Genomic DNA, 25,676 nt, shown 5'->3' with positions numbered 1-25,676 from the left:
AGATTTTTAATCTGATTGAATGAAAAAATCCCCTCAAACTTTAATGGTTTGAGGGGATTTTTATCGGTGTTCTAGCGCCGTACACTCAATTACGCCGCGTCTTTCTTTAATTTACGCGAATAAATCAGTAGATAAAGCGCGGGTAGTACAAACAGTGACAGTAATGGGGCCGTAACCATGCCGCCGACCATAGGTGCGGCAATTTTCTGCATCACATCGTTACCCGATCCTGCACCCCACATAATGGGGAGTAGGCCGAAGAAGATGGTCGCTACTGTCATGGCTTTGGGGCGGATCCGCATAACGGCACCTTCCATTAACGCTTCTTTGAGATCGGTTACTGTATGATAGTTATTCTTTTCTTGCCTGTGCTTAATGGCATTATTGAGGTAAATCAGCATGATTACCCCAAATTCCGCGGCAACGCCCGCCAAAGCAATCATACCGACTGCGACTGCGACTGAGATGTTGTAATCCAGTAGATACAATAGCCAAGTGCTGCCGACCAGCGCGAAGGGGAGGCTAAGCATGATAATACTCGCCTGCAAAGTAGAGCCAAATGTCATCATCAACAGGATGAATATCACACCTAAGGCCATAGGGATCACTTGCTTCAGTTTTGCATCGACTCGCTGCATATACTCGTACTGTCCTGCGAAGGTATAGCTGTAGCGCGGGGGCACTTTAAGTTCGGCAGTTAATGCTTGCTTGGCGGTAGTAATGTATTCGCCGATAGACGTGCCTTCAATATCGATAAACACCCAAGAGATTAAGCGACCGTTTTCACTGGTGAGCATAGGTGCGCCATCGGTGATTTCTATATCCGCTAAATTTCGCAGTGGTAGATAATTTCCCGATTTAGTGATCACAGGGAGCTCGCGCAGCTTTTCGATATTATCGCGAAGCTCACGGGGATAACGTAGGTTGATGGGATAGCGCTCAGCCCCTTGTACCGACTCGCCAATATCCATACCGCCAATGGCGTAACGCACCACGTCTTGAATATCTTGCAGTGACATACCGTAACGTGCGGCGACATCCAGTTTGGGAGTGATATCGATATAACGCCCGCCGCCACTGCGTTCAGCATAGGCTGACTTTGTGTGTGGTACTTTGCTTAAGATAGCTTCTATCTTAGCTCCTATGCTTTGCAGTTCGTTCACATCGGCGCCGGTGATCTTAATGCCAACGGGGGTTTTTATCCCAGTAGAGAGCATATCGATACGGGTTTTGATGGGTTGCACCCAAGCATTGGTGATACCCGGCACTTTCACCGTTTGTTGCAGTTGAGCGATGATGCCATCTAAGGTCATACCCTCGCGCCATTCCTCATGAGATTTAAGCATGATGGTGGTTTCGAGCATAGTTAACGGTGCGGGATCGGTCGCAGTCTCGGCGCGGCCCACTTTGCCAAATACGCGGGCGACTTCGGGGACGGTTTTGATCAAACGATCCGTTTGCTGTAACACTTCGGCGGCTTTGCCCGCACTGAGTCCCGGTAACGCAGTTGGCATATAGAGTAAATCGCCTTCTTCTAACTCGGGCATAAACTCACTGCCCATGCGCGTCATCGGATACCAAGCACTGACTAAGGCAATCAATGCTAATGCTAGGGTGATTTTAGGAAACCTAAGTACCAGATTAAGCGAGGGCTTATATAAAGCGATCAGTACGCGACTGATGGGATTTTTATGCTCACTCGGAATTTTCCCCCGAATAAAATAGCCCATTAAGACTGGCACTAATGTGATTGCTAATAATGCGGAAGCGGCCATAGCAAAGGATTTGGTATAGGCCAGCGGTGCAAATAAACGGCCTTCCTGCGCTTCGAGTGCGAACACAGGCACAAAGCTTAAGGTGATAATAATCAATGAGAAAAATAACGCAGGGCCGACTTCAATCGACGCTTCGGTGACGATCCGCCAGTGTTCTTTGGTATCGGGTTCTCGGTTGTTTTCTGTGTGAAACTGCTCCAAATGTTTGTGCAGGTTTTCAATCATCACAATTGCGCCGTCTACCACTGCGCCTATGGCAATTGCGATACCCCCAAGACTCATAATGTTGGCGTTAACCCCCATCTTATTCATTACGATAAAGGCAATCAGGATTGAAAGCGGCAGGGTAATGATGGCGACTAAGGTTGAGCGTGCGTGCAGTAAAAACAGCAGGCAGACCAACCCTACCACTAGCATTTCTTCGACGACCTTGCTGAATAAATTATCAACGGAATTAAGGATTAATTGGGATCTGTCGTAGGTGGGGATGATTTCAACCCCATCGGGTAAACCAGCTTTCAGTTCTTCAAGCTTAGCTTTTACGGCATCAATCGTGGATAAAGCATTTTCGCCGTAACGCATCACAATAATGCCGCCTACGACTTCACCTTCACCGTCAAGTTCGGCTATACCGCGGCGTGAGGCCGGGCCTTTGCGCACGGTAGCAACATCTTTTAGTAATAGACCTGTGCCTGAAGGGCTGGTAATACCCAGTGGAATTTCGCGGAAATCCTCAAGGGTTTGACGATAGCCTTTGGCGCGCACCATATACTCGGCTTCAGCCATTTCGATGACCGAGCCGCCAGCTTCGCTATTAGATTTTTCTATCGCATCTTTAATGCTGGCTATATCCAGTTTATAGATCGCCATTTTGTCGGGTTCGAGTACGATCTGGTAGGTCTGCTCCATACCACCGACGGTGGCGACTTCAGACACGCCAGCCACGCTTTGTAGCTCTAATTTAAGATACCAGTCCTGCAGGCTTTTGAGTTGTGATAAATCTAAACTGCCGGAGCGATCGACCAGCGCATATTCATATACCCAACCCACACCTGAGGCATCGGGGCCAAGGGACGGTTGTACGCCCTGTGGCAATCGGCTACTGATCTGACTTAAGTATTCTAATACCCGTGAGCGCGCCCAGTAGATATCTGTGCCATCTTCAAAAATCACATAGACATAAGAATCGCCGAACATGGAATAGCCGCGTACCGTTTTGGCGCCGGGTACAGCTAACATGGCGGTAGATAAAGGGTAAGTGACTTGTTCTTCTACCAATTTAGGCGCTTGCCCTGGGTAGGAAGTTTTAATAATCACTTGCACATCCGACAGATCGGGCAGTGCATCAAGCGGCGTTTTGCGCAGCTCCTGTACGCCCCAGACAGTGATCATGATGGCAATGATCAACACCATCAATCGCTGCCTGATGGACGCCTCAATAATATATTTCAACATAACGCGCTCCTAGTGCTGATGACCGCTGCTTAAACGCATTAAGCTGCCCTTGAGACTGGCTTCAGAGTCGAGTAAAAATTGCCCTGAGATCACCACGCGCTCGCCTTCGGTTAAGCCCGAGACAATTTCTGCCTTACCTTGACTCATCATGCCGACGGTCACGACTTTAGCGGCAAAACTATTGTCGTCTTGTTTGACTATCACGCGATTCTCTTTACCCGTTTGGATTAAGGCTTCCTGTGGGATTACTAGCGTGTCTTTATTGGGGCCGCCAAAAAGCGAGACCTTGGCGAGGGTTTTAGGTCTAAGGGAAACATGGGTGTTATTGAGCACAACACGCACTCGCAAGCTACGCGTGACAGGATCAAGTTCCGGATAGATATAATCTATAGTGCCTTTTATCCCGCTTAAGTTCATGGCGGGCACAGCCACTTCAGCCTGTTGGCCTTTGACTATCCAGCTTTGTTCATTTTCAAACACATCGGCTATGACCCATACCTTAGAGAGATCGACTAACGACATCACTTCGGTGGATGGCTCAATATACATACCATCGCGGATAGACAGTGTTTCGACTACACCATCCTGTTGTGCATAAAAGGGTACCCGATATTGGGTTTGGCGCGAGTCGGCTAATTGCTTGATTTGTTGCTCGGTAAATCCTAAAAATGACAGTCTTAAGCCTGCTCTACGAACAAGATCCTGATATCTCTGATTGCCTGCTGTTTTGGCGGTATCTAAGGCGAGTAAATAATCATCCTGAGCATTGACTAAATCGGGTGAATAGATTTCATAGAGTAGCTGCCCTTTTTTGACTGTGTCTCCCATGGACTTAACCATCAGTTTTTCAACCCAACCCGTTACTCGAGCATGGATATGCGTTATTTGGCTTTCATCGTAATCCACTTGTCCAACGGTCTCGACAAATTTCCATAGCGTATCGCGCTCAACTTTAGCGACTTTTATGGCTAGCGCTTGCTGCATGCTGCCGGAAACATTGATATTGATTTCGTGAGTGTTACCACCCGTTTCGACTTTTTCTAAATTCATACCACAGATAGGGCATGTACCGGGTACATCGCTGATGATGTGGGCATGCATAGGGCAAATGTATTTAGTTGTTGTTTCTTCGCTGGTTTTTTTAACAAGATTGTTAGCCTTAGGGGTTGGTGTGTCGAACACTTGGCTTGCCGCTTTCGTGGTCGAGGTGTGCGCATGTTCTGTCGCTAAGTGATCTGTATGTTGATGTTCAGCATGTGGATCTGCTGAATTGGTATCGGTACCTTCCTTTTCAACTAAAAACATATTGCACTTAGGGCAGCGACCAGGCTCATGGCTGAGCACTTCGGGATGCATAGGGCAAGTGTAGGTTTTTACTTGATTTAACGAATTATTTTTAGGCGCTGTTGCAGAATTTACTGCAGCTTCGGTTGCCACAGGCTGTTGTGTGCTCGCCAGTTGGGCATGGCTCAACCAAGGCGTACCTAAGAGTAAGCTACTCAAGATCAGTACGGCTTTAGGGGTCTGCTTTTTTACGGTTTTAAATGAATTCATATGCCTCATCTCCAGCCTCGCTTAGTGGTGTTTGTGGGCGTTTTTTGCCGCACCTTCAGCTGGTTTTGCTTCTACTGCCTTTGGCTCTAAGTTCATACCACATTGAGGGCAAGTATCTTCTTTGCTGCCAGTCACTTCAGGGTGCATAGGGCAAACATGGGTATGGGCTTGTTCCTGCGGATTGGCATTGTCGTGTAGATGTGCGTGCGGCGCTGCCGTCGCAAACACGCTTGTGCTGGTCAGCAAGAATGCGATTAAGGCGAGATTAGTTAGTGTTTTCATATTATTCACTCCATCGGATTAACGGCCGAATACGAGCGCATAAACGTCAGTGAGCACAGTGGATCAAAGCGGTTCGCTTCGATAGACGTATTGATGCCACAATTTGGCATTCGGCTCAGTAATCAACGTTTTGCTAGACTCGGGTGCACGATTTAATGATAAGGCACCACAATAAACGGCTAAATAGGGCGTTAGCTTAGGGCTAACAGCATTGTCGTTTTAGCTTGGTCGTTTGGCTTTTTTAAGGGCAGATTTGCCCAATAAGCACAAAGTAGGGCTAGGCTATCGGTGGTTTAAAGGCCGAAGACAAAGAGATAGAGTGGAAATGAGGCATAGGAGTGGCCATTGCAGTATCGCTCATGCTCACACTTGGCCAGAGGTGTGGGCTGAATAGAGTGCCAGCGACTGAAATCGTCAAACAATGACCACAATCATTTGAACATGATGTGGTGCCATCACAGCAATGCTGTTTCGCGCCGGGAAGCATTTTATCGTTGCAGCAATCCGCGTTGGCCATTGAATGTGAGTCAGAACTGTTCTCTGTGTCCATCTGCATCATTGTAGCGTGGTGCATTTGGGAGGAAACCTCATGATTCATCGCACTCATATCCATAGTGTGTGGCACCATGGCGTGACCATTAGACACGACACTTTGCCCGACGAGTGCGAGTAGAGTGAATATGACTAAAAAATAACGACCGAGTGTGTGATGCATAAGTCTTCCAAATGATGAACGGCTCGATTCTAGCATAGCGATGTTTAGCTGTAATGATTTAACTCACACTTCAGTTAACGCCTCAATTCAAATATCTAATTAATCTAAATTAGCAAATATAATTTCTGACTCGCAGTTTTGTCTTCAACGGGCTTATCATGAATATGACTGCGTATTCTAAGAGACTCAAATTGATCGTAGAAAGTTTCATTTCGAACAGTATTATTCGGCTTACCTGCGTTTTACCATTTATTTCTGCTTCACTCTCAAGGTGCAACAAACATTGGCGCGATCACATTTCTGTTTTCTGGAAAATAAATTTCTAGTTCTAGATTATCAAGGGGGGAACCTAACTATAAAAAATCGGTAACTTGCGATTATCGGGTGATTGCATTAGCTTTAGTTAAAGTGCATCACAGTTCAGCTAGCGGTTTTTACCAAATGACGTCCAAATAGTTAGAGCTAAGTCTCATTTTGCGCTTTTAAGGTTAATTTAATCAGCAAATTTCGGCTTAAAATCAAATTTCTAATAAATGAAAGAGCATAAACTAGTCTTATAAAAACTAATTTTGACAATTTTGGAGATAGAGTGATGAACTGGCGTGCACTATTTAAACCTAGCGCGAAATATTCAATCCTGGCGCTACTGGTCGTCGGTATTGTAGTGGGTGTTGTGGGATACTTTACCACTCAACAAACATTACACGCGACCAGTACAGATGAGTTCTGTATGTCTTGCCATAGCAATCATTCGCTGAAGGATGAAGTGTTGGCTTCTGCCCATGGCGGCGGCAAAGCGGGGATTACAGTTCAGTGTCAAGACTGTCACTTACCCCATGGTCCGGTCGATTATTTGATCAAAAAAATCATCGTATCTAAAGATTTATATGGTTTCATGACAATCGATGGCTTTAACACTCAAGCTTGGTTAGATGAAAATCGTAAAGAACAAGCGGATAAAGCGCTGAATTATTTCCGTGCTAACGATTCTGCTAACTGTCAGCATTGCCACACTCGTATTTACGAGAATCAGCCAGAAACTATGAGTAAAATGGCTGTAAGAATGCACTCAAATAACTTCAAGAAAGAACCTGACGCGAGAAAGACCTGTGTTGACTGCCATAAAGGCGTAGCACACCCATATCCAAAAGGATAAGGTTTAGCGATTAAGTTTCTTTATAGTTGACCATTAAAAAGCCCTCTATTGAGGGCTTTTTGCTGTCTGTGTGCTCGATTAATTCGCTTGAGTCATCACCCGTTGCCGATAAGCTAACAGGCTGAAAATTCCGAAGATAAACACTTGTAGATAATCTTGTTGCGTTAATGACAGTAAGTTCTTAAATAGCATATGGAAGATGGCCACTTGAAAGCAGTGCATCATGCAGGTAATGCCAAAAATAATATTTAAAACAATGGCGACATCACCGTCAAATGGCATGATGAGGTTATAGAGCATCATCAGCCAAGCCACTAATGTAATCGTTTTTCCTAAGTTAATCAGCAAGGGCATGGTTTTCATCTTCGATGGGCTCAACAGTGGTTTCTGAGTGATATTGATATAAACGGTAGCTCACTTGCCCTGCATTCTTTTCTTTTAAGGCGTGCCAGCGAGAAGGGATAGCAAGTTGCGGCAATTCAGACTCGATTTCGACATAAATCAGCGCACCATCATTAAGCCAGCCTTGAGTATCTAGCAGTTGAATTGTCTTTTCTGCCAATCCCTTACGAAAGGGTGGATCGATAAACACCACATCGAAACCTTGCTCGCAGCCCCTTTGCAGTACCACTAACGTATCAGCATTGAGCACTTCGGCCTTATCGCATTTAAGGGTTTGCAGATTTTCTTTTAATTGCAGGGCTGCGCCGCGTTGCAACTCGATAATTTTGGCGAAACTGGCATAGCGGGACAAGGCTTCGAGAGCTAAAGCGCCACTACCGCCAAAACAGTCGAGTACACGTGCATTGACTAAATCATTAGCCAGCCAGTTAAAGAGTGTTTCGCGAACCCTGTCTGTCGTTGGGCGTAAACCTTCGAGATCTTGGATAGGTAGACGACGCGAGCGCCATTGGCCTGCGATGATCCGCACTTGTCCACTGCCGGGTTTATTTTTGGCTGTTTGACCCTTGGTCACATTATTTTTGACCGTTCGATGATTAACCAAAGTGCCCCCGTGATTTTGCCTGAAGAAAGAAAGTGGTAGACTGTGCCACCTTAATAAAGGCCGCTATTTTATATCAAAGTCTCACTAAAAGGTGAGAAGGCTAACTGAGCTTAGCTAATTGCCGACTTTTTGGGCGTAATTGCCGAGGCAATCTGGTATAACATCAGGGTCTTATTCAAAATTCAATACTGAAGTAGAGCGCTGGAATCACACATGGCAAAGAAAGGTTTTTTCTCTTGGTTTCGTAAAGATAAGTCACAAGATGAGGTCGTCGCTGAAACGCCAGTTGTTACTCCAACACAAGATACTGATGCAGCACAGCGTGTCGCACAGGAACAAGTAGAGACACAAGGGGTCATCGAGGCCGAAGCTCATGTTGAAAAACAGGCAGCAGAACAGTTAGCGGCCGAACAAACACAGGCAAAAGCCGAAGCCGAGCAATTCGCCCTTGAGCATGCCCGAATTGAATCGTTGCATTTTGCTAATCAGCAAGCTGAAGCGACACGTTTGGCTGCTGAACAACTTAGTGCACAAAAGCATGCTGCAGAGAAGTTAGCCGAAGCACAGTTAGAAGCAGAGCAACGCATTGCAGAACAATTGGCAGAACAGCAGTTAGCGGTTGAGCAAGCCGCCGCAGAGCAATTAGCTCAAGCAGAGGCGGCGCGTGTAGTTGCCGCTCAGCTAGAAGCAGAATTACGCGCAGCGGAACAAGCTGAACTTGCCCGTTTGGCCGACGAACAGCATGCTGCTGAAGCCTTAGCGGCAGAACAACTCGCTGGCGAAGCACTAGCACGTGAGCAAGCAGAGGCTTTAGTTCAGCAACAAGCTGAAATTGAGCAAGCTGTTATAGCCGTTGCTGAATTACAACCTGAGCCGCAGGCTAGACCCGTTAAGGAAGGGCTCTTTGCTCGCCTGAAACGTGGCTTAATGCGTACCAGCGAGAATATTGGCAGTGGTTTTATCGGCCTATTTCGCGGCAAGAAAATCGATGACGATCTGTTTGAAGAACTCGAAGAGCAATTATTAATCGCTGACGTTGGTGTCGAAACCACTACGCGATTAATCAAGAATTTGACAGAGCATGCCTCACGTAAGCAGCTTAAAGATGCCGAAGCTTTATATGAATTGCTGCGGGATGAGCTGCAAAAAACACTGGATCCAGTCGCTATCCCGTTAGTACCAGACAATGCTAATGGCCCATTTGTTATCTTAATGGTTGGCGTTAATGGCGTGGGTAAAACTACCACTATTGGTAAATTGGCCAAACAATATCAGAGCCAAGGTAAGTCAGTGATGTTAGCCGCGGGTGATACCTTCCGCGCTGCAGCGGTTGAGCAGCTACAGGTTTGGGGTCAACGTAATGATATTACCGTGATTGCCCAGCATACAGGTGCTGATAGTGCCTCTGTGTTGTTCGATGCTTTACAAGCGGCCAAGGCGCGTAAAGTGGATGTATTGATTGCCGACACGGCTGGTCGTTTACAGAATAAAGCGCACTTGATGGAAGAATTGAAGAAAGTCGTGCGAGTGATGAAGAAACTCGACCCGGATACGCCACATGAGGTCATGCTGACATTAGATGCGAGCACGGGACAAAACGCGATTAGCCAAGCACAATTATTCCAGGAAGCCGTAGGTGTAACGGGTATTACCATCAGTAAGTTAGATGGAACGGCTAAGGGCGGCGTGGTCTTTGCGATTGCTGATAAGTTTAATATTCCGATCCGTTACATAGGTGTGGGTGAGCAAATTGACGATTTGCGTACCTTCAATTCGAAAGAATTTATCGATGCCTTGTTCACTCAAGAAAAAGCGGATAGCTAATTTATGATTGATTTTCAGCAGGTCAGTAAGATTTATCCTGGCGGCCAAATGGCGCTGGAGGATGTGAATTTTCATCTACAGCAAGGTGAAATGGCATTTTTAACCGGCCACTCGGGGGCGGGTAAAAGTACGCTGTTGAAATTAATCACGGTAATCGAGCGGGCAACAACGGGGCGCGTCGCGATTAACGGTCACGATATCGCTAAAGTCAGCCCTAAACATGTGCCTTATTTGCGCCGCAATATCGGGATGATTTTCCAGAACCATCACCTATTGATGGACCGAAGTGTGTTCGACAATGTGGCTTTACCACTGGTGATTGAGGGATTCTCCCATGGCGAAATCCGTAAGCGTGTTGCGGGTGCCCTCGACATGGTGGGTTTATATGGCAAGGAGCGGCATAACCCAATTATGTTGTCCGGCGGTGAGCAGCAACGTGTTGGCATTGCCCGTGCGATTGTGAATAAACCACCTTTACTGCTCGCCGATGAGCCTACGGGTAACTTAGATCCTAAATTATCTATGGATATTTTGCGTCTGTTTGAAACCTTTAATGATGCGGGAACCAGCGTATTAATCGCCACCCATGATTTAGGTCTTATTGCACGAATGAAATATCGCACATTTACCCTCAAACAGGGCCGTATGTTAGGTGCACAAGAGTTGCATCCTAATGTGCACACTCGCAGTGCACCGACGAATAGAGGTGAAGGACAATGAGCGATAGCGCAAAATTAACTCGCAGCAAGCTGCCTCTGTCTGGTCGGATTGTGATGTTTTTTATTCGCCATGCGCAGCAAGCAATGGCGAGCATGGGAGAGCTCTGGCGCAACCCAATATCCTCTGTGATGACCATGGCAGTCTTAGGTGTGAGCCTAAGTTTGCCTGCAGCATTGCAAGTGCTAGTTAAAAATGCCGAGACCATTACCAGTTCCTGGAACAGCGCGGCAGAGATCTCCTTGTTTATCGACGATAATCGTAGTGAACAAACGATTCAGAGCCTGCTGACTCGCATTCGGACATATCCCGAAGTGGATAAAGTGCAATATATTGATAAAAATCAAGCGCTAGAAGAATTCCAACGCTTATCTGGGTTTGGTGAGGCCTTGGCCTATTTAGATAAAAATCCTTTGCCCGCGGTCATTACCGTTACGCCTACGCCGCGTTACTCAACGCCAGTGGGCGCCCGTGAACTCTTAACTAAACTAGAGCGCGAGCCTGAGATTAGCTTTGGCCGCTTAGATATTGAATGGTTAGAACGGTTACAGGCGGTAGTGCGTCTACTCGAACGCACTGTGATGGCGATTGCCGCGTTACTCGTGCTGGCCGTGGTCTTAGTGATAGGTAATACGATTCGCTTAGCGATTATGAATCGGCGCAGCGAAATTGAAGTGATGAAGCTAGTCGGAGCAACTGAAGCCTTTATTCAGCGTCCATTCCTCTACACTGGGATTTGGTATGGTGTCATTGGTGGCATATTGGCTTGGCTTATCATTAACTTATTAGTGTGGTATCTCGATTCGGCTCTTGCCGAGCTGTTGGGCTTGTATGGCAGTCAGCTCGAGATGAAATCGCTCACTTTTACTGAACTGCTGCAATTGGTTGGACTGGCGTCATTTTTAGGTTGGTTAGGTTCGTATTTGTCTGTACGCCAGCATTTACGGTCGATTGAACCTTCATAATAATCAGTCCATTAAACTAAAAAAAGTGATGAAAAATATGCTGAGGAATGAACTTTTGTTCACTTGCAATGTCTACTTCAGCGAGGTAAAAAGGGTATCCGCAAACGAGCTGAGGTTGACATACTCTGTCAATTAGCCGATAGTTCGTGAGCTTATTCTTAGGGTATTTTGTTGTTGAACCTAAGAATGCACTCGTTAAGTAGTCTGATAAATGTAGGAGAGCGAATGACCTTTCAAACGCAATCAATGGCACTGACAGTCCCACAGGGCGCCAGTAGTCTAGAAGCTTATATCCATTCAGTGACTAGCATCAGCATGCTGGACGCTGAGGCTGAGTATGAGTTGGCCAAGCGTTTACAGGAAACTGGTGATCTACAAGCTGCGAAGCAACTGATTATGTCGCACTTACGTTTTGTAGTGCACGTTGCAAAGGGCTATTCAGGCTATGGTTTGCCACAGGCAGATCTTATCCAAGAAGGCAACATAGGCTTGATGAAAGCGGTTAAACGCTTCGATCCCGATGTTGGCGTGCGTCTAGTGTCTTTTGCTGTGCACTGGATCAAAGCTGAAATTCATGAATATGTGCTGAAAAACTGGCGCATTGTTAAAGTCGCGACCACTAAAGCACAACGTAAGTTGTTCTTTAATATCCGTAAAGCGAAAAAACGCTTAGGTTGGTTCAGCGATGCAGAAGTCACTATGGTGGCTGAAAATTTAGGTGTGTCTAAGGCCGATGTGACCGAAATGGAATCACGTATGGCAGCGCAAGATCCGGCATTTGATTTAACCAATGATCAAGACGAGGAGCATGATTTTGCCCCCGTCCATTATTTGGAAGATCATTCATCGGATTTAGCGGAAAATATTGAAAACGACAACTGGGAATCCAATGCTCAAGGTCGTTTATTATCGGCCATCAAAACCTTAGATGAACGTAGCCAGCATATTCTGCGCGCCCGTTGGTTAGATGACGATAAAACCACACTGCAAGAACTTGCAGAGACTTATCAAGTGTCGGCCGAACGTATTCGCCAACTTGAGAAAAATGCCATGAACAAGCTAAAAGCTTGTATGGAAGCCTAAGTCACATCACGTGTAAAATGATTGTAACTTAACCATAAAAAAACCTGCTGCGGCAGGTTTTTTTATGGGAGAAAGAATAGATTTAATCGCGACACTTAAAGTGAATTTCGCTATAGCTATAAAGCTCAATCGTATTGAAACGTACGCGACTATGGCTGATTTCACCACGAGACATCAGATTTATCCTACATTTAGATCCGTTATAAATAGTTAATATATCTGTAACTTTTGAGCCTCAATTCAAAAGTTGTTTTCGATGCTTATTACAGAACGTTCTTGTTCCTCCGCATTTTGAGTATCGCCTTAAGCAAAGTTGATATGGATATTGAGCACGGAAGATTTGGTCGGGTAGCGATGGATTATGTACCAAGGAAAGCTTTTAAGTTAGAAGGGATGCCCGCCAATTTACGATAGATACTCATTATGCGGTTTTTTTAATGCTTACAAAGGTGGGAAGTTATGTTCTCAATGATCACTAAGTTAGCCCTATCATCAGAATCTGGTTGGGGTACTGCATTTCGTGTCAATGGGGGCGTCGAAGTATGTCAGCAGAGCTTGTTTTGGTTAGTTTGCAAGGGTATCGCTTTTGAACGCGAGGACTTAAAGCTTAGTTATGTATTGGGATCTGAAGTCATTTTATGCCAATTTGAGACGAGAGTTTTAATTGAGCTGCTTAAAAAAAACAATATTCATTATTTTCAAGATGATAGCCAAGTGCGATGGTTGCTGCCCCGCAATGTGTCTACAATTTTTTATGCGCAGTGGAAAAATCGAATAGTTACTGAACTTAATAATAACTGTGAGGATTACTGTTTTTAGTGATAGCTATTGAAGGAGTACTTTAATGTCCAATTTTTGTAGAACTTAAAACTAAGCTATCTCTAGTTTGTAGTCAAATTAGTCTTATTTTTAAATAAGTAGATTTTTTGTTAAATTAAGGCTTTAGAACATCCATTTCATGTCGATAATTAGGTAGTCCTACTAATCGAAATGGGTGATGATATGCGAAAGATACCGTTATTTTTAGGTATTGTAGTAATGCTGAACACTATTGTAAGTACAAGCTTTAACGCGGTAGCGGAAAAATTCAACACTCTTTATTTCCAAGGAGAGGTTGCTGAACCAAGTTGTTACTTTAACCTATCTGCCGTTTCTTGCTATGACCCACTAACTCGTCAGTTTTCCACTCAAGATATCCAAACCAAAATACTAACAAAATCTATGCTGAGTGGTGACATTCTTACAGTTCCAACAAAATTTAAGCAAATAAACGTTCTATTAGTTAAGCAGTTAGAAGGCAACGAGCTCCTAGTCTCTCTTAATTATAATTAATGTTCATCCATATCGTTCTTAAAGCCATTTCAGTTCTTGAGATGGTTTTTTTTAATAAAAAATCATGGGAAATTTCCTACAATACGCAGGGCGGCGTCTTGCATAGAGTGGATAGCAAAGCTGATAAATTATGTGTGGTTAGATTAAGCATGTAATTAATTAGTAAAAAATTATGGCGTCCATAAGCACTCAGTAGGGTATCAAATGAAAAAGTTAACATTATCTGTTTTAGTTTTAAGCGGTTTATTTGTAGCAAATGCTCAAGCAAATAATACTATTACTTTCCAAGGTGAAGTATCAGACGAAACCTGTGAAGTTGCTATCAATGGTAATACTGGTAATCAAACAGTATTGCTTCCAACTATTCCTGCTACGGCTCTTGCTGCTGTAGGTGCTACTGCTGGTGAAACATCTTTTACCATTTCTGTATCTGGCTGTAGTGCGGCTGCGAGCGCATTACCAATTGATACAGTCTTTGTTGGCAGTAGTGTCACTTCAAGTGGTAATTTAGGAAACACTGGCTCAGCACAAGGCGTTTCAATACAGCTTCTTGATGCCGTTGCTGGCTCGCCAGTAGACCTAACCAATGGTGCCTCTGTTACAGGTCTGAATGTTGCAATTGGCGAAACTTCGGCTTCACATGATTTTGCTGTGCAGTACTATGCTGAAGACGCGACTGTTATTGCTGGTTCTGTAATTAGCTCTGTTCAATATGCAATTTCTTACCAATAAGCTATATTTAACTCTATTTGGCTCACTCATATTTTAGAGTGAGCCTTTCTGTTTTATGGGGTTTATATGTATATTTTCACTCTATTTATCCGTTATTTAGTTTTTTTATTAATAACATGCTCTATCACTGCTAATGCCAGTGTTGTTATGACAAATACCCGTGTTATTTACCCAAGTGATGCTCAAGAGCGAACTATACAATTAACAAATAATGATGCTTTTCCAAATGTTGTTCAGGTTTGGACTGATATCAATAACCCCGAATCGACTCCAGAGAGCGCCGATGGACCTTTCCTTGCGTTACCCTCAATTTTTAGAATCGAGCCTAAAAGAGGACAAATGGTCCGCTTAGTTTATACCGGCACTGAGTTACCAAAAGATAGAGAGAGTGTGTTTTATCTCAACTTTTTACAGATCCCACCCTTATCTAAGAGTAATGCTGGTCAAAACCAGATGCTAGTAATGTTAAAAAATAGGGTAAAGATTTTTTACAGGCCAATTGAAATTGAGTCAAATTCAATTGATGTAAGTAAAAAAATTAATTTCGACATTGAGTATGATGAGATTGGTATTAATCTTGTCATTGAAAATAATTCTGCCTTTTTTGCCTCTTTTGTAAATGCAAAAATAATTTCAGGCAAGCAAGAATTATTGGCGAAAATTGACATGGTTGAACCAAAGTCAAAAAAAGTTATTAATATAAAAAATCAGCAATTTGTAATCTCATCACCGATAAAAATTGAGTATACACTTGTAGATGATTATGGTGGATTTGTAAGTAGTGAGTTCATTTTTGGCATGAAATAAATTAATTGAAGAGTTGAGATGATGAATTATTACACAAGAATCACATTTTTTATATTTACGATAATGTGTAGTGTCTCATTATGTCTAAATGCTGATGAGCTAGAAGAAAATGAAGTTGAAGAATATACTTTCGATAACTCCCTGCTTTTTGGCAGTGGTTATGGGAATGGCTATATCGACCGTTTTAATAGTATTACAAACATAACTCCTGGTCAGTATCAGGTAGATATTTATGTCAATGGGACTTATCTTGATAGAAGAGTCATTGATTTTGTTAATTTAAATGAAAAAAATGTCATTCCTTGTCTAGATCAATCTTTTTGGGTTGCAGCTAATGTGAAATCCATTAATATTAAAAAAGATTCATTAAATGAGATTGAGTGCGTCGCACCTGAGAATATTGTTTATGGTGTTTCCACAAAGTTTGATGTCGAGAAACTGAAACTGGATGTCGCTATTCCGCAGGCATTTTTGATGCAAACTCCCCGCGGTTATGTTAATCCTGCATTTTGGGATGGTGGTGAGGCTGCTGGTTTCTTAAGCTACAATACTAACTATTATCAGACTCATGGAAGCACAAGTAATAATATGCGTGCGCTTTATGCTGGTTTTAATTCCGGAGTAAACATTGGTTTATGGCGATTACGGAATCAATCAAGCTATCAATATAGTGATGTAGGTCAGAATACCCATGAAAGATTTAAGTCAATAAATACTCATGTAGCAAGAGCAATCCCTAGCTTGCAAAGTGAGATTTTGTTGGGTGAAACTTATACGCGCGGTAATATTTTGGGTAGTTTAGGCTTCACTGGTTTACAGTTGCACACCGATACGCGCATGTTGCCAGATTCTCAGCGTGGTTACGCCCCTGTAATTCGAGGACTTGCAAACTCAACTGCCAATGTTGTCATAAAGCAAAAGGGAGTCAGTATTTATCAAACGACCGTCGCACCAGGTCCGTTTGTCATAACGGATTTATATCCTACAAATTACCAAGGTGACCTGCTCGTTGAAATAACAGAAATCGATGGTAAAACGTCAACTTTTACGGTTCCTTTTAGTGCTGTACCAGGTTCATTGCGTGAAGATAAGTCCATTTTTGCTTTCTCAATTGGTGAAGTTCAGCAATTCGACTCTGGAAATTATTTTGCTGATCTTACCTACGAGTACGGCATAAATAATATGCTGACTCTTAATGGCGGTGGACGAGTCGGTGATGATTACTATGCTATGAGTCTGGGTGCTGTTTTGGGGACCCAATGGGGAGCTTTTGGTTTAACTACGGTTCATTCATCATCTCGACTTTATGCTAATGAAGATAGTGATAGTTGGGAAAATGGTTGGCGAGTTGGCATAAATTATAGTCACTCCTTTGATTATGGGACTTCGGTATCCCTTGCTGGCTATCATTATTCAACTGAATCATTTCGAGAGTTGAATGATGTATTAGGGCTTAGAAAAGCATTTGAAGAAAATAATTATTATGGTTCAGATACATTGCATCAACGTGCAGAGATGAGTTTTAGCGTCAATCAAAGCTTGCATGATTATGGATTAATGTATTTAAGCGCTTCAAAGCGACAGTATCGTGATGGAAGAAGTGATGATGACCAGTTGCAAGTTGGATATTCAGTTAATTTTGGCAGTGTTAGCCTTGGTTTAACTTTCTCTCGTCAGTACATGTCACAAGCAAAATTATTTGATAACTTTTTAGATAACGATTTATTTGATAGCTCAAATGAATTGAATTCAAATAGGATAAAAGAGGATTTGGTTAATCTCTCTATTTCTATTCCTTTTGGTGGTAGTCAATCTCATATGTTGAATACAGGTTATAGTCGTTCATCACAGGGAAATGAAAACTATAACCTAGGGTTATCGGGTACTGTAGACGAAGATAAAAGTTGGACCTATGGGCTCAATGCATCTTTACAACAGAATCAAGGATCAACTGAAAGCATGAGCATTAATACTCAAAAGCGATTTAGTCAATCCACTGTTTCTGGTTCTTACGCTATTTCCGATAATAATCAACAACTTAGCGCAGGGTTGAGTGGTTCGGCGGTTATGCATTCTGGCGGTATTACTCTAAGTCAAAATTTAAGTGACACCTTTGCCATTGTTGAAGCAAAAGGAGCAGCGGGTGCTACTGTTTCAAATAACTGGGGCATTGAAGTTGATCAGCAAGGATTTGCTATTATTCCATCCTTAACCCCATACAAGGTTAATAGAGTGACACTGGGTAGTGGCTCAATGAGCGGAAGCGCGGAGCTAATGGATACGCAGCAGCAAGTAACTCCATATGCAGGTGCTATTGTTAAAATGAAATTTGACACAAGGCAGGGAGTTGCTGCGCTGTTCTTAACGAAGCATGAAAATGGAGACGTTATACCAATAGGTGCTGAAGTTATAGATTCTGATGGACATGTATTAGGTATGGTGGGTCAAGCGGGTATGGCATATGTTAGGACGTCTGCGGACTCTGGTGAGCTCAAGATCGTTTGGGGAGACACTGTTAATCAGCAGTGTACTTTTACATATATATTGTCCCATACGTCATCATCTGAATTACAACGTTTACCAGTAAGCTGCCAATCAGCTATTCAATAAGGGTAGAGTAATGCTTAAAGCGATAAACGGAGCCGTTTCTGTGCGTAGTGTTTTTATAAAAGCTGTATTTTTTTATAGCTTATTACTAGGTGCTGAAGCTCAGGCAACCTGCCAGCGGATTTCAACTACCACTACGGTTATCACTGATCCCTATTATGTCGATCCTGCATATGGTAAAACGGGCCTTTGGTACGGTGCAGAAATGTCTAATCGGGGTTTATTAAATCTCCCAATCATCAACGTATCTGATACCCTTTATCAGCCAAACGGAACCTTGTTAGGGTCTAGTGTGGTGCCCTTTATTTCTTACGGTAAAACGGGGGGGTATGACCCAGAGCAAGTCCTTTATCGCTGTGCACCAGAAGACCAAAATTTGCTCTATGAGATTTACTCTGTTAATGCGGATGATGCTTACAGTGGAATGAATGAAGATGGATTGGCAGATGGTATCGACAAAGGCTATGCAACCGCAGTCCAAAATGTCGTTTTAAGGATAAAGAATAATTTAACTGGGAGGTATTTTTCTCGACTATGGCAATACCGCGCATTAACCAATTTGGACCGTGATGGCCAAGGACGCATACTCGTAAAAGCAAAAAACTTCACGGATATCACATTGGAATTATTCCAAATTAGAACTGTTCGGGGGTGGGATGGAACGAGTGCCCAAGCCAACCCTTATGTGAGTGCTTATAGTTGGAACCAGCCAGCAGCCTATATAGCATTTGGTGGACCGGGGATATCCCATCCAACCGAGGGCGTTGACCATATTTCCCATTTCCCAGGCTATTATTCACAATGGCCTGGGAACATTAGTCTATACCAGCAACTGATAGTACGACGCACCCCAGGCCGATGTTATATTACAAGTGTGACGCCCTATGTGTTATTTCCAACTATGTCAGTGATGGCGTTAGAGCAAGGGAAAACAAGCGCAGCTAATATTCAATTACAATATCGTTGTCAAGGTGATATAACGTCAGGCACTAAGCTAGGTAATTTTGCCGTAGGTTTTAAAATTGCAGCGACTAATTTTACTAAGGCCAAAAGCTTAGGGCTGACTAATATCGCTGCCGTAAGTCATTTGCTTAGCAATAACTATGGTTCCGCAGGTTTTGCTAAGGGGGTCGGAGTTAAACTCGAAAGAACGGATGGTTTAACTCAACCTTTTGTGCTTAAGGATTATCCAACTATTGGAACAGGGCTGTCGTATGACCCTGCGCAAGATGGTTGGCGCAAATTTATAGGCAATGCCATTGATTATGACCCGCTAGAACAGACCACTATTTTCCATGATAACTATCAGGCCATTTTTACAAAACTGCCGGGTCAAGCCGTTACTGCTGGGAGATATTATGCGCAAACACAGGTGCTTATACGTGTTCAATAAAGCAGCTTTATTTTTCATATGTTTATGTAGTAGTTTTGCTTGCTGGAGTGGTGTTGTAACAGATAAAAGCCGTGTTGTTATGCTTAACGATGACCCCGCGCAAAATTTGTTGCTAGCTAATCTCAACGACTATCCGGTTGTGGTTCAATTATGGATAGATGATGGTAAAGTTGACTCCACGCCCGAAACAGCCAAAGCGCCCATCATTGCTACCCCGGCGATGTTTAAAATGGCGGCGGGCGAGCAAAAAAATATCCGCTTAATCAATATTCTTGAGAATATGCCGTTATCAGTCGAGCAAATGTACTGGTTGAATATTTATGAGGTACCGCCTAAACCTTCTGAAGTTCAGATGGAACAAAATGGGCAGTTATTAATGTTGACAATAAGAACTCAGCTGAAGGTTTTTTTTCGCCCCAAATCACTCATGGCTGCTGTCGATAAACGGCCTGAAATGCAGAGTTTTACGCTAACAGACAAAGGATTGAATATCAAAAATGACTCGCCGTTATTCATGGTTTACAACCAATTATCCGTCTTAGCGGGTGAACACAAGATTTCTCTTGAACCAGATTTTCTGCCGCCATTTTCTGAAAAGTTACTAACTTTTCCTCAACTTCAACAAATACGACGTGAGAGCGAGATCAGTATTAGTTTCGATTTTATCGAAGATAATGGGGCAATTACTCATAAAGTGGCCAATGCTATTAAAATTAAGTAAGAAAAGTTAGAGCTTGAAATGGCATTGATTTATTTTACTGATAAAAATAATTTCATATAGTGCTAGCGACGAGTAAAACATTGAATTTACATTTTGACTGTTCACACAACCCTAAGTATCCATTGGTGAAGTTTAGATAGTAAGGTGTTAAACCCGAAGACTTAGATGAAGTCCAAAGATATTTCGCTGAGAAATTAGGGAGTAGTATGTTTTCAAGACTGTGACTTGAGCAGATTGAATAGTATAAGTTTTCCAATTCAAATGAAGTAGGTAGCCGCCACTTTAATTCCGCTTGTTGTTCGTATCTAACCAAATGACGATTAATATCATCAAGATTTAGCTTTAAAGCCCTGCCTAAGCATTGTTTGCCATCCCAGCTTTGCCCAAGAACACATCTTGACCAGACTAAGTTAGCCGATTCTTGCTTGAAAGTTCCTTCTGATTGTATTTTAAATTGTGGCGTTACAGTTTTTTCTAATATATCGCCATAGTCACATTTATTAAATGCATTCACAGGAATAGACAAATTTAAACTCAGGCTTATGAGTGCTATGTAGGTAGTTCTTATTTTCATTTGATTCATATCTAAGTACATACATAAAGATATTTTATATTGAGCGATTTAAATATAAGCGTCTGTAGTCTTTTTCTTTTCATTGAGTAAATCGAAATGAAGGTTATTGGAATAAATTAACTGTGATCTCTATCATCTTTTATCAGTTTTTCTCTGTGAATTTAAGCCATAGTTTCTCAAATAGAAATGTCCTACAGGCATTGTGGAGTTATCTTGCGTCGCATTAGATTTAAAAATGTAAAAATATACCTACATTCAAATTGCTTATTTTACAAGAGACAATTTTATAAAATAAGCCGAATGTCTTAACCTTAAATATGGAGATGGATAAAATGTTTACAATGAAAAAATTAGCCGGTGTGATTGCCGCTGTTGCAATTTCTAGTTCTGCTTATGCTGTAGATCCTACTGCATCTGTTGTATGGAATGGTATGGTTCCAGGCTCAACTAGTGGTGATGCTATCATGATCACCGGCCTCGCTGGCGGCGCAATTGGTGGCGGTACTTTGCTTGTTGCTAGCGATGGTACATTTACGTCAAGCACTATTATTCTTGAAGCGCATGAAACCGCTGATAACGGTGTAACTCCTGGTGATATCACTGTCGCAAACTGGACTCTGTCTAGTGCTTTACTGAACTATACAACCACAGCTGCGACTGGCACTAACTTAGAAGTTCAAAATGATGGAACTCCATGGAACGTCGGAGAAGTGTTAGGTGAGGGAGCTGTTGATACAGGCATTGACACTCTGCGTTTAACAGTATCGCAAGACGCAGATGCGGGTACAACATCTGGTGAGTTAGTGCAGGTACAAGTTACTGTTGTTGCAGCACAAAACGTTTAAGTAAATAAAGTGGCATCCGACATTTTTAACCCTGCCAATGTCGGATGCCCTACAAGAAAGTGAGTCGCATGCCTAGGTTGACACTAATTAAACCGTGCTTTTTAATTGTTATGCTATGCCTTCCTATGGTCAAGCTTTTTGCTGCGCCAATAGCAAAGAGTTTCCCTCTGTCCACTGAGATAGATAAAAGCGAATTTTTTGGTAATACATTTACGCTGATAAAGTTTCAACCTGAAAGTTTAACCGTTGTATTTGATCGAAATGCCGGAAGTTTTGCTTCTGGATTAACTGAGTTACAAATAAATACCGATATCCCAACGTCTGCAGTGTTAAATAATTATAATATTTTTTTAACTAAAAATGATTCAGCCTGTGTGACGGCGGATATGAGTATTCTTCCTATTGTCGAGTCGATAACGTTATTAGGTTCTTCACTGGTTGTAGTGGTCATCGATGGTGCAAGTATTGCACTAAATAATTTTTTACCTATTGCTGGATTTAACGGTAATGAGCAAGGGTTCAAAAGTGCAACTCATCAATTTAGGCTTGACTTTAATCCATTGCCCGCAGTGCCATCAGGTCATGCAATTTCTCGGTGTTATGGTCAGATATCCGTCGCGTTGGAATTCTCATTGTGAAAAAAATTCATTTAGTGCTAGTGCTGCTAATATTTTTTAGTGCTCATGAAATTACTTTTGCACGTCATATTCCATCAGGCTTTGAGGACTTATACCAATTCTCTGAGCGACAAGTGCTGCTTAAAAACTTAGATGGCAGTAAATCTTACACTGTTGAGTTTGCCGTTAACTATGATACGGTAAAATTTACCGTAAATAAGTTACAGACACAAAAAACACTAATTCAATATTTAGAATTTAATCAAATTAATGCTGAATTGAGCAATACAATACTGCAAGCATTAGCTGTAGGCGTCAGTAATGATATGCAATGTCGTGGGCGTATGGATGAGTGTGTTATCTTACCTGAAACTTTTGCAACGCTATATGATTATGATAATAACCAGTTAAGTCTGTTTATAAATCCTAAATACTTATTAACAGCTCCGGCTGAGCTAGTCTATGCCGATTCAAAAAACGAACATTCGGCACTGATTAACCATACTGCAGTTTATGCGAGTAGCTACGCGGGTCAAACCAGTAGCTATTCGCTGAGCGATCAAACTCTGCTGGGTTTACCGTATGGCAATTTACGTTCTGATTTTAACTATTTATCCCGTAACGACGAAAATCAGTTTGATTTATATCAACTATCATACGATGTTGAATCTGATGGTTTACGCCTATATGCCGGAAAATTTAGAAATGGCGTGAGTTTCAACGCGACTGATTTTTTGACAACAAATGCGCAGTTTGAACAAACATCCATGACCATAGGTTCATCCTCTAACCTGCTGACTGGAGAAATGTCTGGCTATGAAAAACTGTATTTTTTTGCTCCAGGTCCAGCAGAGCTGATTATTTATCGTGATGAAAGAATTATTAAACAAATAACGGTATCAGAGGGGCAAGGGTTTATCACGTATGAAGATTTGCCAACGGGTCGCTATGAAATCAGAATTGACATTGTTGTTGCGGGTAATGTGGTATCTTCAGAGGTCAAGCAAATATACAACTCAGCAAATGAACGTCTACGTTTAGGTGATATTGATTATGCATTAGCAGTTGGACGTTTAGATGATTCTAGAGCTTTCTATACCTCTGCTGATAAACCGCATGCACAATCTGAGTTAGATGGTGCTGTGCTTTATAAAGGTTTACTCGCGTATCGCCCGTTATCATCATTGGTTGTGGGTTCAGGGGTCATTGGTGCCGCTGACTCTTATGCGGGACAGCTTGGTGCGCAAGTGTATTTTCCATTGAATATGAGAAGTAATCTAGTTACTACTTATTTTGACTCAGGTTCAAACCATCTGGACTTACTCTTTAGTACAGATTATTTTGCAATCCAGTATGAAAATTTTACTAATAATGATGTCGATGTAAATAAGTCACTAGCAAGCTATATGTATGGTGACCGTGATTACAATCGCTTTAGCTTTAGTACTAGTTATCGATTTAATAGTATAAACAGTTATTTTATTTATAGCCAAGGTAAACGCAGCGATCTAGACCGCTATAATATAGAAGATATTTTAGGTGTCAGTGTTGGTTATCAATATCGCAGTATTACTGCAGGCTTTAATATGCCGTGGATTGCTAATTCAATGCTTGATTTTTCAATCGACTATCAAGACACAAATGATAATTTAAGTGCAACTATCAACTGGAGTGTACCTTTATCAACAACTATGAGTGCTCACTCAACACTTTACGCTAATAAGGATGCGTTACAACAAGCTAAAGTTGCGGTCAAAGCCGATAATGTGCTTCCATTTTCGAATGTTAATAGCAGCGTACAGTTAGGCCAATCTTATTTTAACAGAGATGAAAGTAGCAATGTGTCAGAGGCAATGCTGACCGCTAGTACTCGGCAGGCACAATGGCAAGCAAGTGGCTATAGTTATGCTGATACAAATAATGAACTGGGTTTTTCTGGTAATGTGTCGAGCACTCAGGTTATTACTGGTAATAGTGTTAATTTTACCAGTGAAAAAGCGGATGCCTATGTTTCTGTTGATATTGATGCGCAAGAATCTGATGATAGTTATGGTTTTATGACACTTCGTCGCAATGGTAAGCTACAGAATAAATCATTTATATATGATAAAAAAAGCCTAATAGGACTCAACAGTTATGATAGCTATGATGTCAACCTTGATACTGAAAGTGTTGCTTTACATAACAGTGGTGACAGCAGTTTTACAGGCTTCTCATTACCCGGAACAGTGGCAAAGGTTAAACCGCATTTAAGACCTATTGTCTCATTTATTTCATCTTTTTCGGATGTTTTTGACCAAACCGTTACTCATATAAAATGTAACGGTGTTGGTTGTGTTGATGTGCAAAAGCTCATGGATGGCGTATTCAAGATTTCGTTAATGGAAGGGCTGCCATTTGAATTAGTTTCTGAAAATAATAAATGTATTGTGCCTAAGCGATATGAACGTGCAGACACACTCAATTTTGGCAGTAATTTTTGTTTACCAGATATTGCACCGCTGACTAAGGTTTCACTATTAAATGAAGGTGAACTCACGCAGCTTTATTACTTAGGAATTTTTGAACGTAATAAAGTGATGTCATCTCATATTACGAATTTGGCTTCACATGGAGATAAGTTGATTAGAAAGTCAATTGGGGATGATGAGGCGATATTTTTACAAACACCCAATGCGCAGGCTGATATATCAGCCGAGATGAAGCAGGCGATCGGGATACTGTTACTTCTCGCTAAAAATGATGTTGAAAGCCGCATTATTTATCAACCTATTGCAAAATACACACCTGTTAAAGGGGATTAATCCATGTTCAAGTCAACACTTATTTTATTTACTTTTATTATTGTTTCGAAGGCTAATGCACTAGTGATAGACACTATGTTTTTAATTTCTGACCAAAAAGGGAATGGGGTAATATCATTAACAAATGACTTCGAACAGGCCAGTTATATCACAACTAAAATTGAAGAAATTAATGTTGATCAAAATCAAAGCATAGTAAGAACGCCATATAATAAAGAGAATATTGATACTTGGAAGATAATGACGACTCACCCAAAACTAATACTTGAAGGGAAAATCACTAAGGATATAGGTATTCGTGCTTTGTGTGGTGAAAAGTGTGCAATTGAGAGCGACATGGTTTTTTCAGTCGCCTTTGAACCTGCACCTTATTTTGCCGAAGGCGAAACGCCAAATAATACTGTGAATATTAATTATGGTTATGCTGCCATTTATGTGATTCCCACTGCCAATGGTCGTATTGACTATGATATTAAAAATAGGGGTGAGTCACTTGAAGTATTCAACAAAGGTAATACTTTAGTGAGTTTTGTGATTGATTATTGTAGCCCAAGTATAAAGGAAAATTGTCGACTCACAGAACGCGTTATTGCTGGTCGTAAACGAATGATTTCATTACCTGAAAATTTACGTAAGGATGCATTAGTCGTTAAAGCGTATAACCATGACGAAACCTATAAGCAACAGCATACAGTGGCATTAACTCGATGAG

At 42.0% G+C, this 25,676-nt stretch carries 23 protein-coding genes; 16 read left to right on the top strand and 7 right to left on the bottom strand.

Annotation, left to right across the window (positions count from 1 at the left end; all coding sequences use genetic code 11):
* Positions 1 to 89: 89 nt before the first annotated feature.
* The 4 genes from CKQ84_RS06770 to CKQ84_RS06755 form a co-directional block, all read right to left on the bottom strand.
* Positions 90 to 3,230, bottom strand: coding sequence for an efflux RND transporter permease subunit (locus tag CKQ84_RS06770; protein ID WP_105250634.1), 3,141 nt, complete (start codon positions 3,228 to 3,230; stop codon positions 90 to 92).
* A gap of 9 nt (positions 3,231 to 3,239) precedes the next feature.
* Entirely contained in the window at positions 3,240 to 4,784 is a 1,545-nt protein-coding gene (locus tag CKQ84_RS06765) for an efflux RND transporter periplasmic adaptor subunit (RefSeq protein ID WP_105250633.1), read from the bottom strand.
* A 21-nt stretch (positions 4,785 to 4,805) separates the two neighbouring features.
* Positions 4,806 to 5,066: a heavy metal-binding domain-containing protein gene (locus CKQ84_RS06760; RefSeq protein ID WP_105250632.1), complete on the bottom strand. Its 261-nt coding sequence runs from the start codon at positions 5,064 to 5,066 to the stop codon at positions 4,806 to 4,808.
* A 277-nt stretch (positions 5,067 to 5,343) separates the two neighbouring features.
* Entirely contained in the window at positions 5,344 to 5,781 is a 438-nt protein-coding gene (locus CKQ84_RS06755; protein WP_168827238.1) for a hypothetical protein, read from the bottom strand.
* Positions 5,782 to 6,373: 592 nt separating this feature from the next.
* On the opposite strand from CKQ84_RS06755, the gene CKQ84_RS06750 reads away from it, so the two are divergent.
* Positions 6,374 to 6,937 (top strand): NapC/NirT family cytochrome c, encoded by a 564-nt coding sequence (locus CKQ84_RS06750; protein ID WP_105250630.1) that lies wholly within the window; start codon positions 6,374 to 6,376, stop codon positions 6,935 to 6,937.
* Positions 6,938 to 7,015: 78 nt separating this feature from the next.
* Here CKQ84_RS06750 and CKQ84_RS06745 read toward each other — a convergent pair whose 3' ends face one another.
* Positions 7,016 to 7,300, bottom strand: coding sequence for a DUF1145 domain-containing protein (locus CKQ84_RS06745; RefSeq protein WP_105250629.1), 285 nt, complete (start codon positions 7,298 to 7,300; stop codon positions 7,016 to 7,018).
* Positions 7,275 to 7,943, bottom strand: coding sequence for a 16S rRNA (guanine(966)-N(2))-methyltransferase RsmD (gene rsmD / locus CKQ84_RS06740; RefSeq protein ID WP_105250628.1), 669 nt, complete (start codon positions 7,941 to 7,943; stop codon positions 7,275 to 7,277). The genes CKQ84_RS06745 and rsmD overlap by 26 nt, the downstream gene beginning before the upstream one ends.
* 213 nt (positions 7,944 to 8,156) lie before the next feature.
* On the opposite strand from rsmD, the gene ftsY reads away from it, so the two are divergent.
* The 11 genes from ftsY to CKQ84_RS06685 all read left to right on the top strand — a co-directional run bounded on the left by ftsY (position 8,157) and on the right by CKQ84_RS06685 (position 20,124).
* Entirely contained in the window at positions 8,157 to 9,767 is a 1,611-nt protein-coding gene (gene ftsY, locus CKQ84_RS06735) for a signal recognition particle-docking protein FtsY (protein WP_105250627.1), read from the top strand.
* Between the two features lie 3 nt (positions 9,768 to 9,770).
* The gene (ftsE, locus tag CKQ84_RS06730; RefSeq protein WP_105250626.1) at positions 9,771 to 10,487 is read left to right on the top strand and encodes a cell division ATP-binding protein FtsE; all 717 of its coding nucleotides are present in this window, start codon (positions 9,771 to 9,773) and stop codon (positions 10,485 to 10,487) included.
* Positions 10,484 to 11,449 carry a permease-like cell division protein FtsX gene (gene ftsX, locus CKQ84_RS06725; RefSeq protein WP_105250625.1) on the top strand — a complete coding sequence of 322 codons (966 nt, stop codon included), beginning with the start codon at positions 10,484 to 10,486 and terminating at the stop codon, positions 11,447 to 11,449. Before ftsE ends, ftsX begins: the two co-directional genes overlap by 4 nt.
* A 225-nt stretch (positions 11,450 to 11,674) precedes the next feature.
* Complete coding sequence (rpoH, locus tag CKQ84_RS06720; protein WP_006079635.1) at positions 11,675 to 12,532, top strand: RNA polymerase sigma factor RpoH; 858 nt, start codon at positions 11,675 to 11,677, stop codon at positions 12,530 to 12,532.
* A 459-nt stretch (positions 12,533 to 12,991) separates the two neighbouring features.
* Positions 12,992 to 13,351, top strand: coding sequence for a hypothetical protein (locus CKQ84_RS06715; protein ID WP_105250624.1), 360 nt, complete (start codon positions 12,992 to 12,994; stop codon positions 13,349 to 13,351).
* Between the two features lie 183 nt (positions 13,352 to 13,534).
* Positions 13,535 to 13,864 (top strand): hypothetical protein, encoded by a 330-nt coding sequence (locus tag CKQ84_RS06710; protein ID WP_158683010.1) that lies wholly within the window; start codon positions 13,535 to 13,537, stop codon positions 13,862 to 13,864.
* Between the two features lie 204 nt (positions 13,865 to 14,068).
* Positions 14,069 to 14,596: a fimbrial protein gene (locus CKQ84_RS06705; RefSeq protein ID WP_105250622.1), complete on the top strand. Its 528-nt coding sequence runs from the start codon at positions 14,069 to 14,071 to the stop codon at positions 14,594 to 14,596.
* A gap of 66 nt (positions 14,597 to 14,662) precedes the next feature.
* Positions 14,663 to 15,403, top strand: coding sequence for a molecular chaperone (locus CKQ84_RS06700; RefSeq protein ID WP_105250621.1), 741 nt, complete (start codon positions 14,663 to 14,665; stop codon positions 15,401 to 15,403).
* An 18-nt stretch (positions 15,404 to 15,421) separates the two neighbouring features.
* Positions 15,422 to 18,013: a fimbria/pilus outer membrane usher protein gene (locus CKQ84_RS06695; RefSeq protein ID WP_254053165.1), complete on the top strand. Its 2,592-nt coding sequence runs from the start codon at positions 15,422 to 15,424 to the stop codon at positions 18,011 to 18,013.
* A 10-nt stretch (positions 18,014 to 18,023) separates the two neighbouring features.
* Positions 18,024 to 19,403, top strand: a complete 1,380-nt coding sequence (locus tag CKQ84_RS06690; protein ID WP_105250620.1) for a fimbrial protein — start codon at positions 18,024 to 18,026, stop codon at positions 19,401 to 19,403.
* Positions 19,393 to 20,124, top strand: coding sequence for a molecular chaperone (locus CKQ84_RS06685; RefSeq protein ID WP_158683008.1), 732 nt, complete (start codon positions 19,393 to 19,395; stop codon positions 20,122 to 20,124). The genes CKQ84_RS06690 and CKQ84_RS06685 overlap by 11 nt, the downstream gene beginning before the upstream one ends.
* A gap of 52 nt (positions 20,125 to 20,176) precedes the next feature.
* Here CKQ84_RS06685 and CKQ84_RS06680 read toward each other — a convergent pair whose 3' ends face one another.
* On the bottom strand, positions 20,177 to 20,707 hold the full coding sequence (locus CKQ84_RS06680) for a DUF1566 domain-containing protein (RefSeq protein ID WP_158683006.1): 531 nt from the start codon (positions 20,705 to 20,707) through the stop codon (positions 20,177 to 20,179).
* 323 nt (positions 20,708 to 21,030) lie between these two features.
* Between CKQ84_RS06680 and CKQ84_RS06675 the strand changes: the two genes are divergently transcribed.
* The 4 genes from CKQ84_RS06675 to CKQ84_RS06660 all read left to right on the top strand — a co-directional run bounded on the left by CKQ84_RS06675 (position 21,031) and on the right by CKQ84_RS06660 (position 25,675).
* On the top strand, positions 21,031 to 21,543 hold the full coding sequence (locus CKQ84_RS06675; protein ID WP_105250617.1) for a hypothetical protein: 513 nt from the start codon (positions 21,031 to 21,033) through the stop codon (positions 21,541 to 21,543).
* A 125-nt stretch (positions 21,544 to 21,668) separates the two neighbouring features.
* Positions 21,669 to 22,181 (top strand): hypothetical protein, encoded by a 513-nt coding sequence (locus tag CKQ84_RS06670; protein WP_105250616.1) that lies wholly within the window; start codon positions 21,669 to 21,671, stop codon positions 22,179 to 22,181.
* Positions 22,178 to 24,964 (top strand): TcfC E-set like domain-containing protein, encoded by a 2,787-nt coding sequence (locus tag CKQ84_RS06665; protein WP_105250615.1) that lies wholly within the window; start codon positions 22,178 to 22,180, stop codon positions 24,962 to 24,964. The genes CKQ84_RS06670 and CKQ84_RS06665 overlap by 4 nt, the downstream gene beginning before the upstream one ends.
* Positions 24,965 to 24,967: 3 nt before the next feature.
* A complete protein-coding gene (locus CKQ84_RS06660) occupies positions 24,968 to 25,675 on the top strand; it encodes a hypothetical protein (RefSeq protein ID WP_105250614.1) in 708 nt (235 codons plus the stop codon).
* Position 25,676: the final 1 nt, after the last annotated feature.

Origin of the sequence: Shewanella sp. WE21 (genome assembly GCF_002966515.1) — a bacterium.
GTDB lineage: Bacteria > Pseudomonadota > Gammaproteobacteria > Enterobacterales > Shewanellaceae > Shewanella > Shewanella oncorhynchi.
This window is presented reverse-complemented; position numbering and strand designations above follow the sequence as displayed.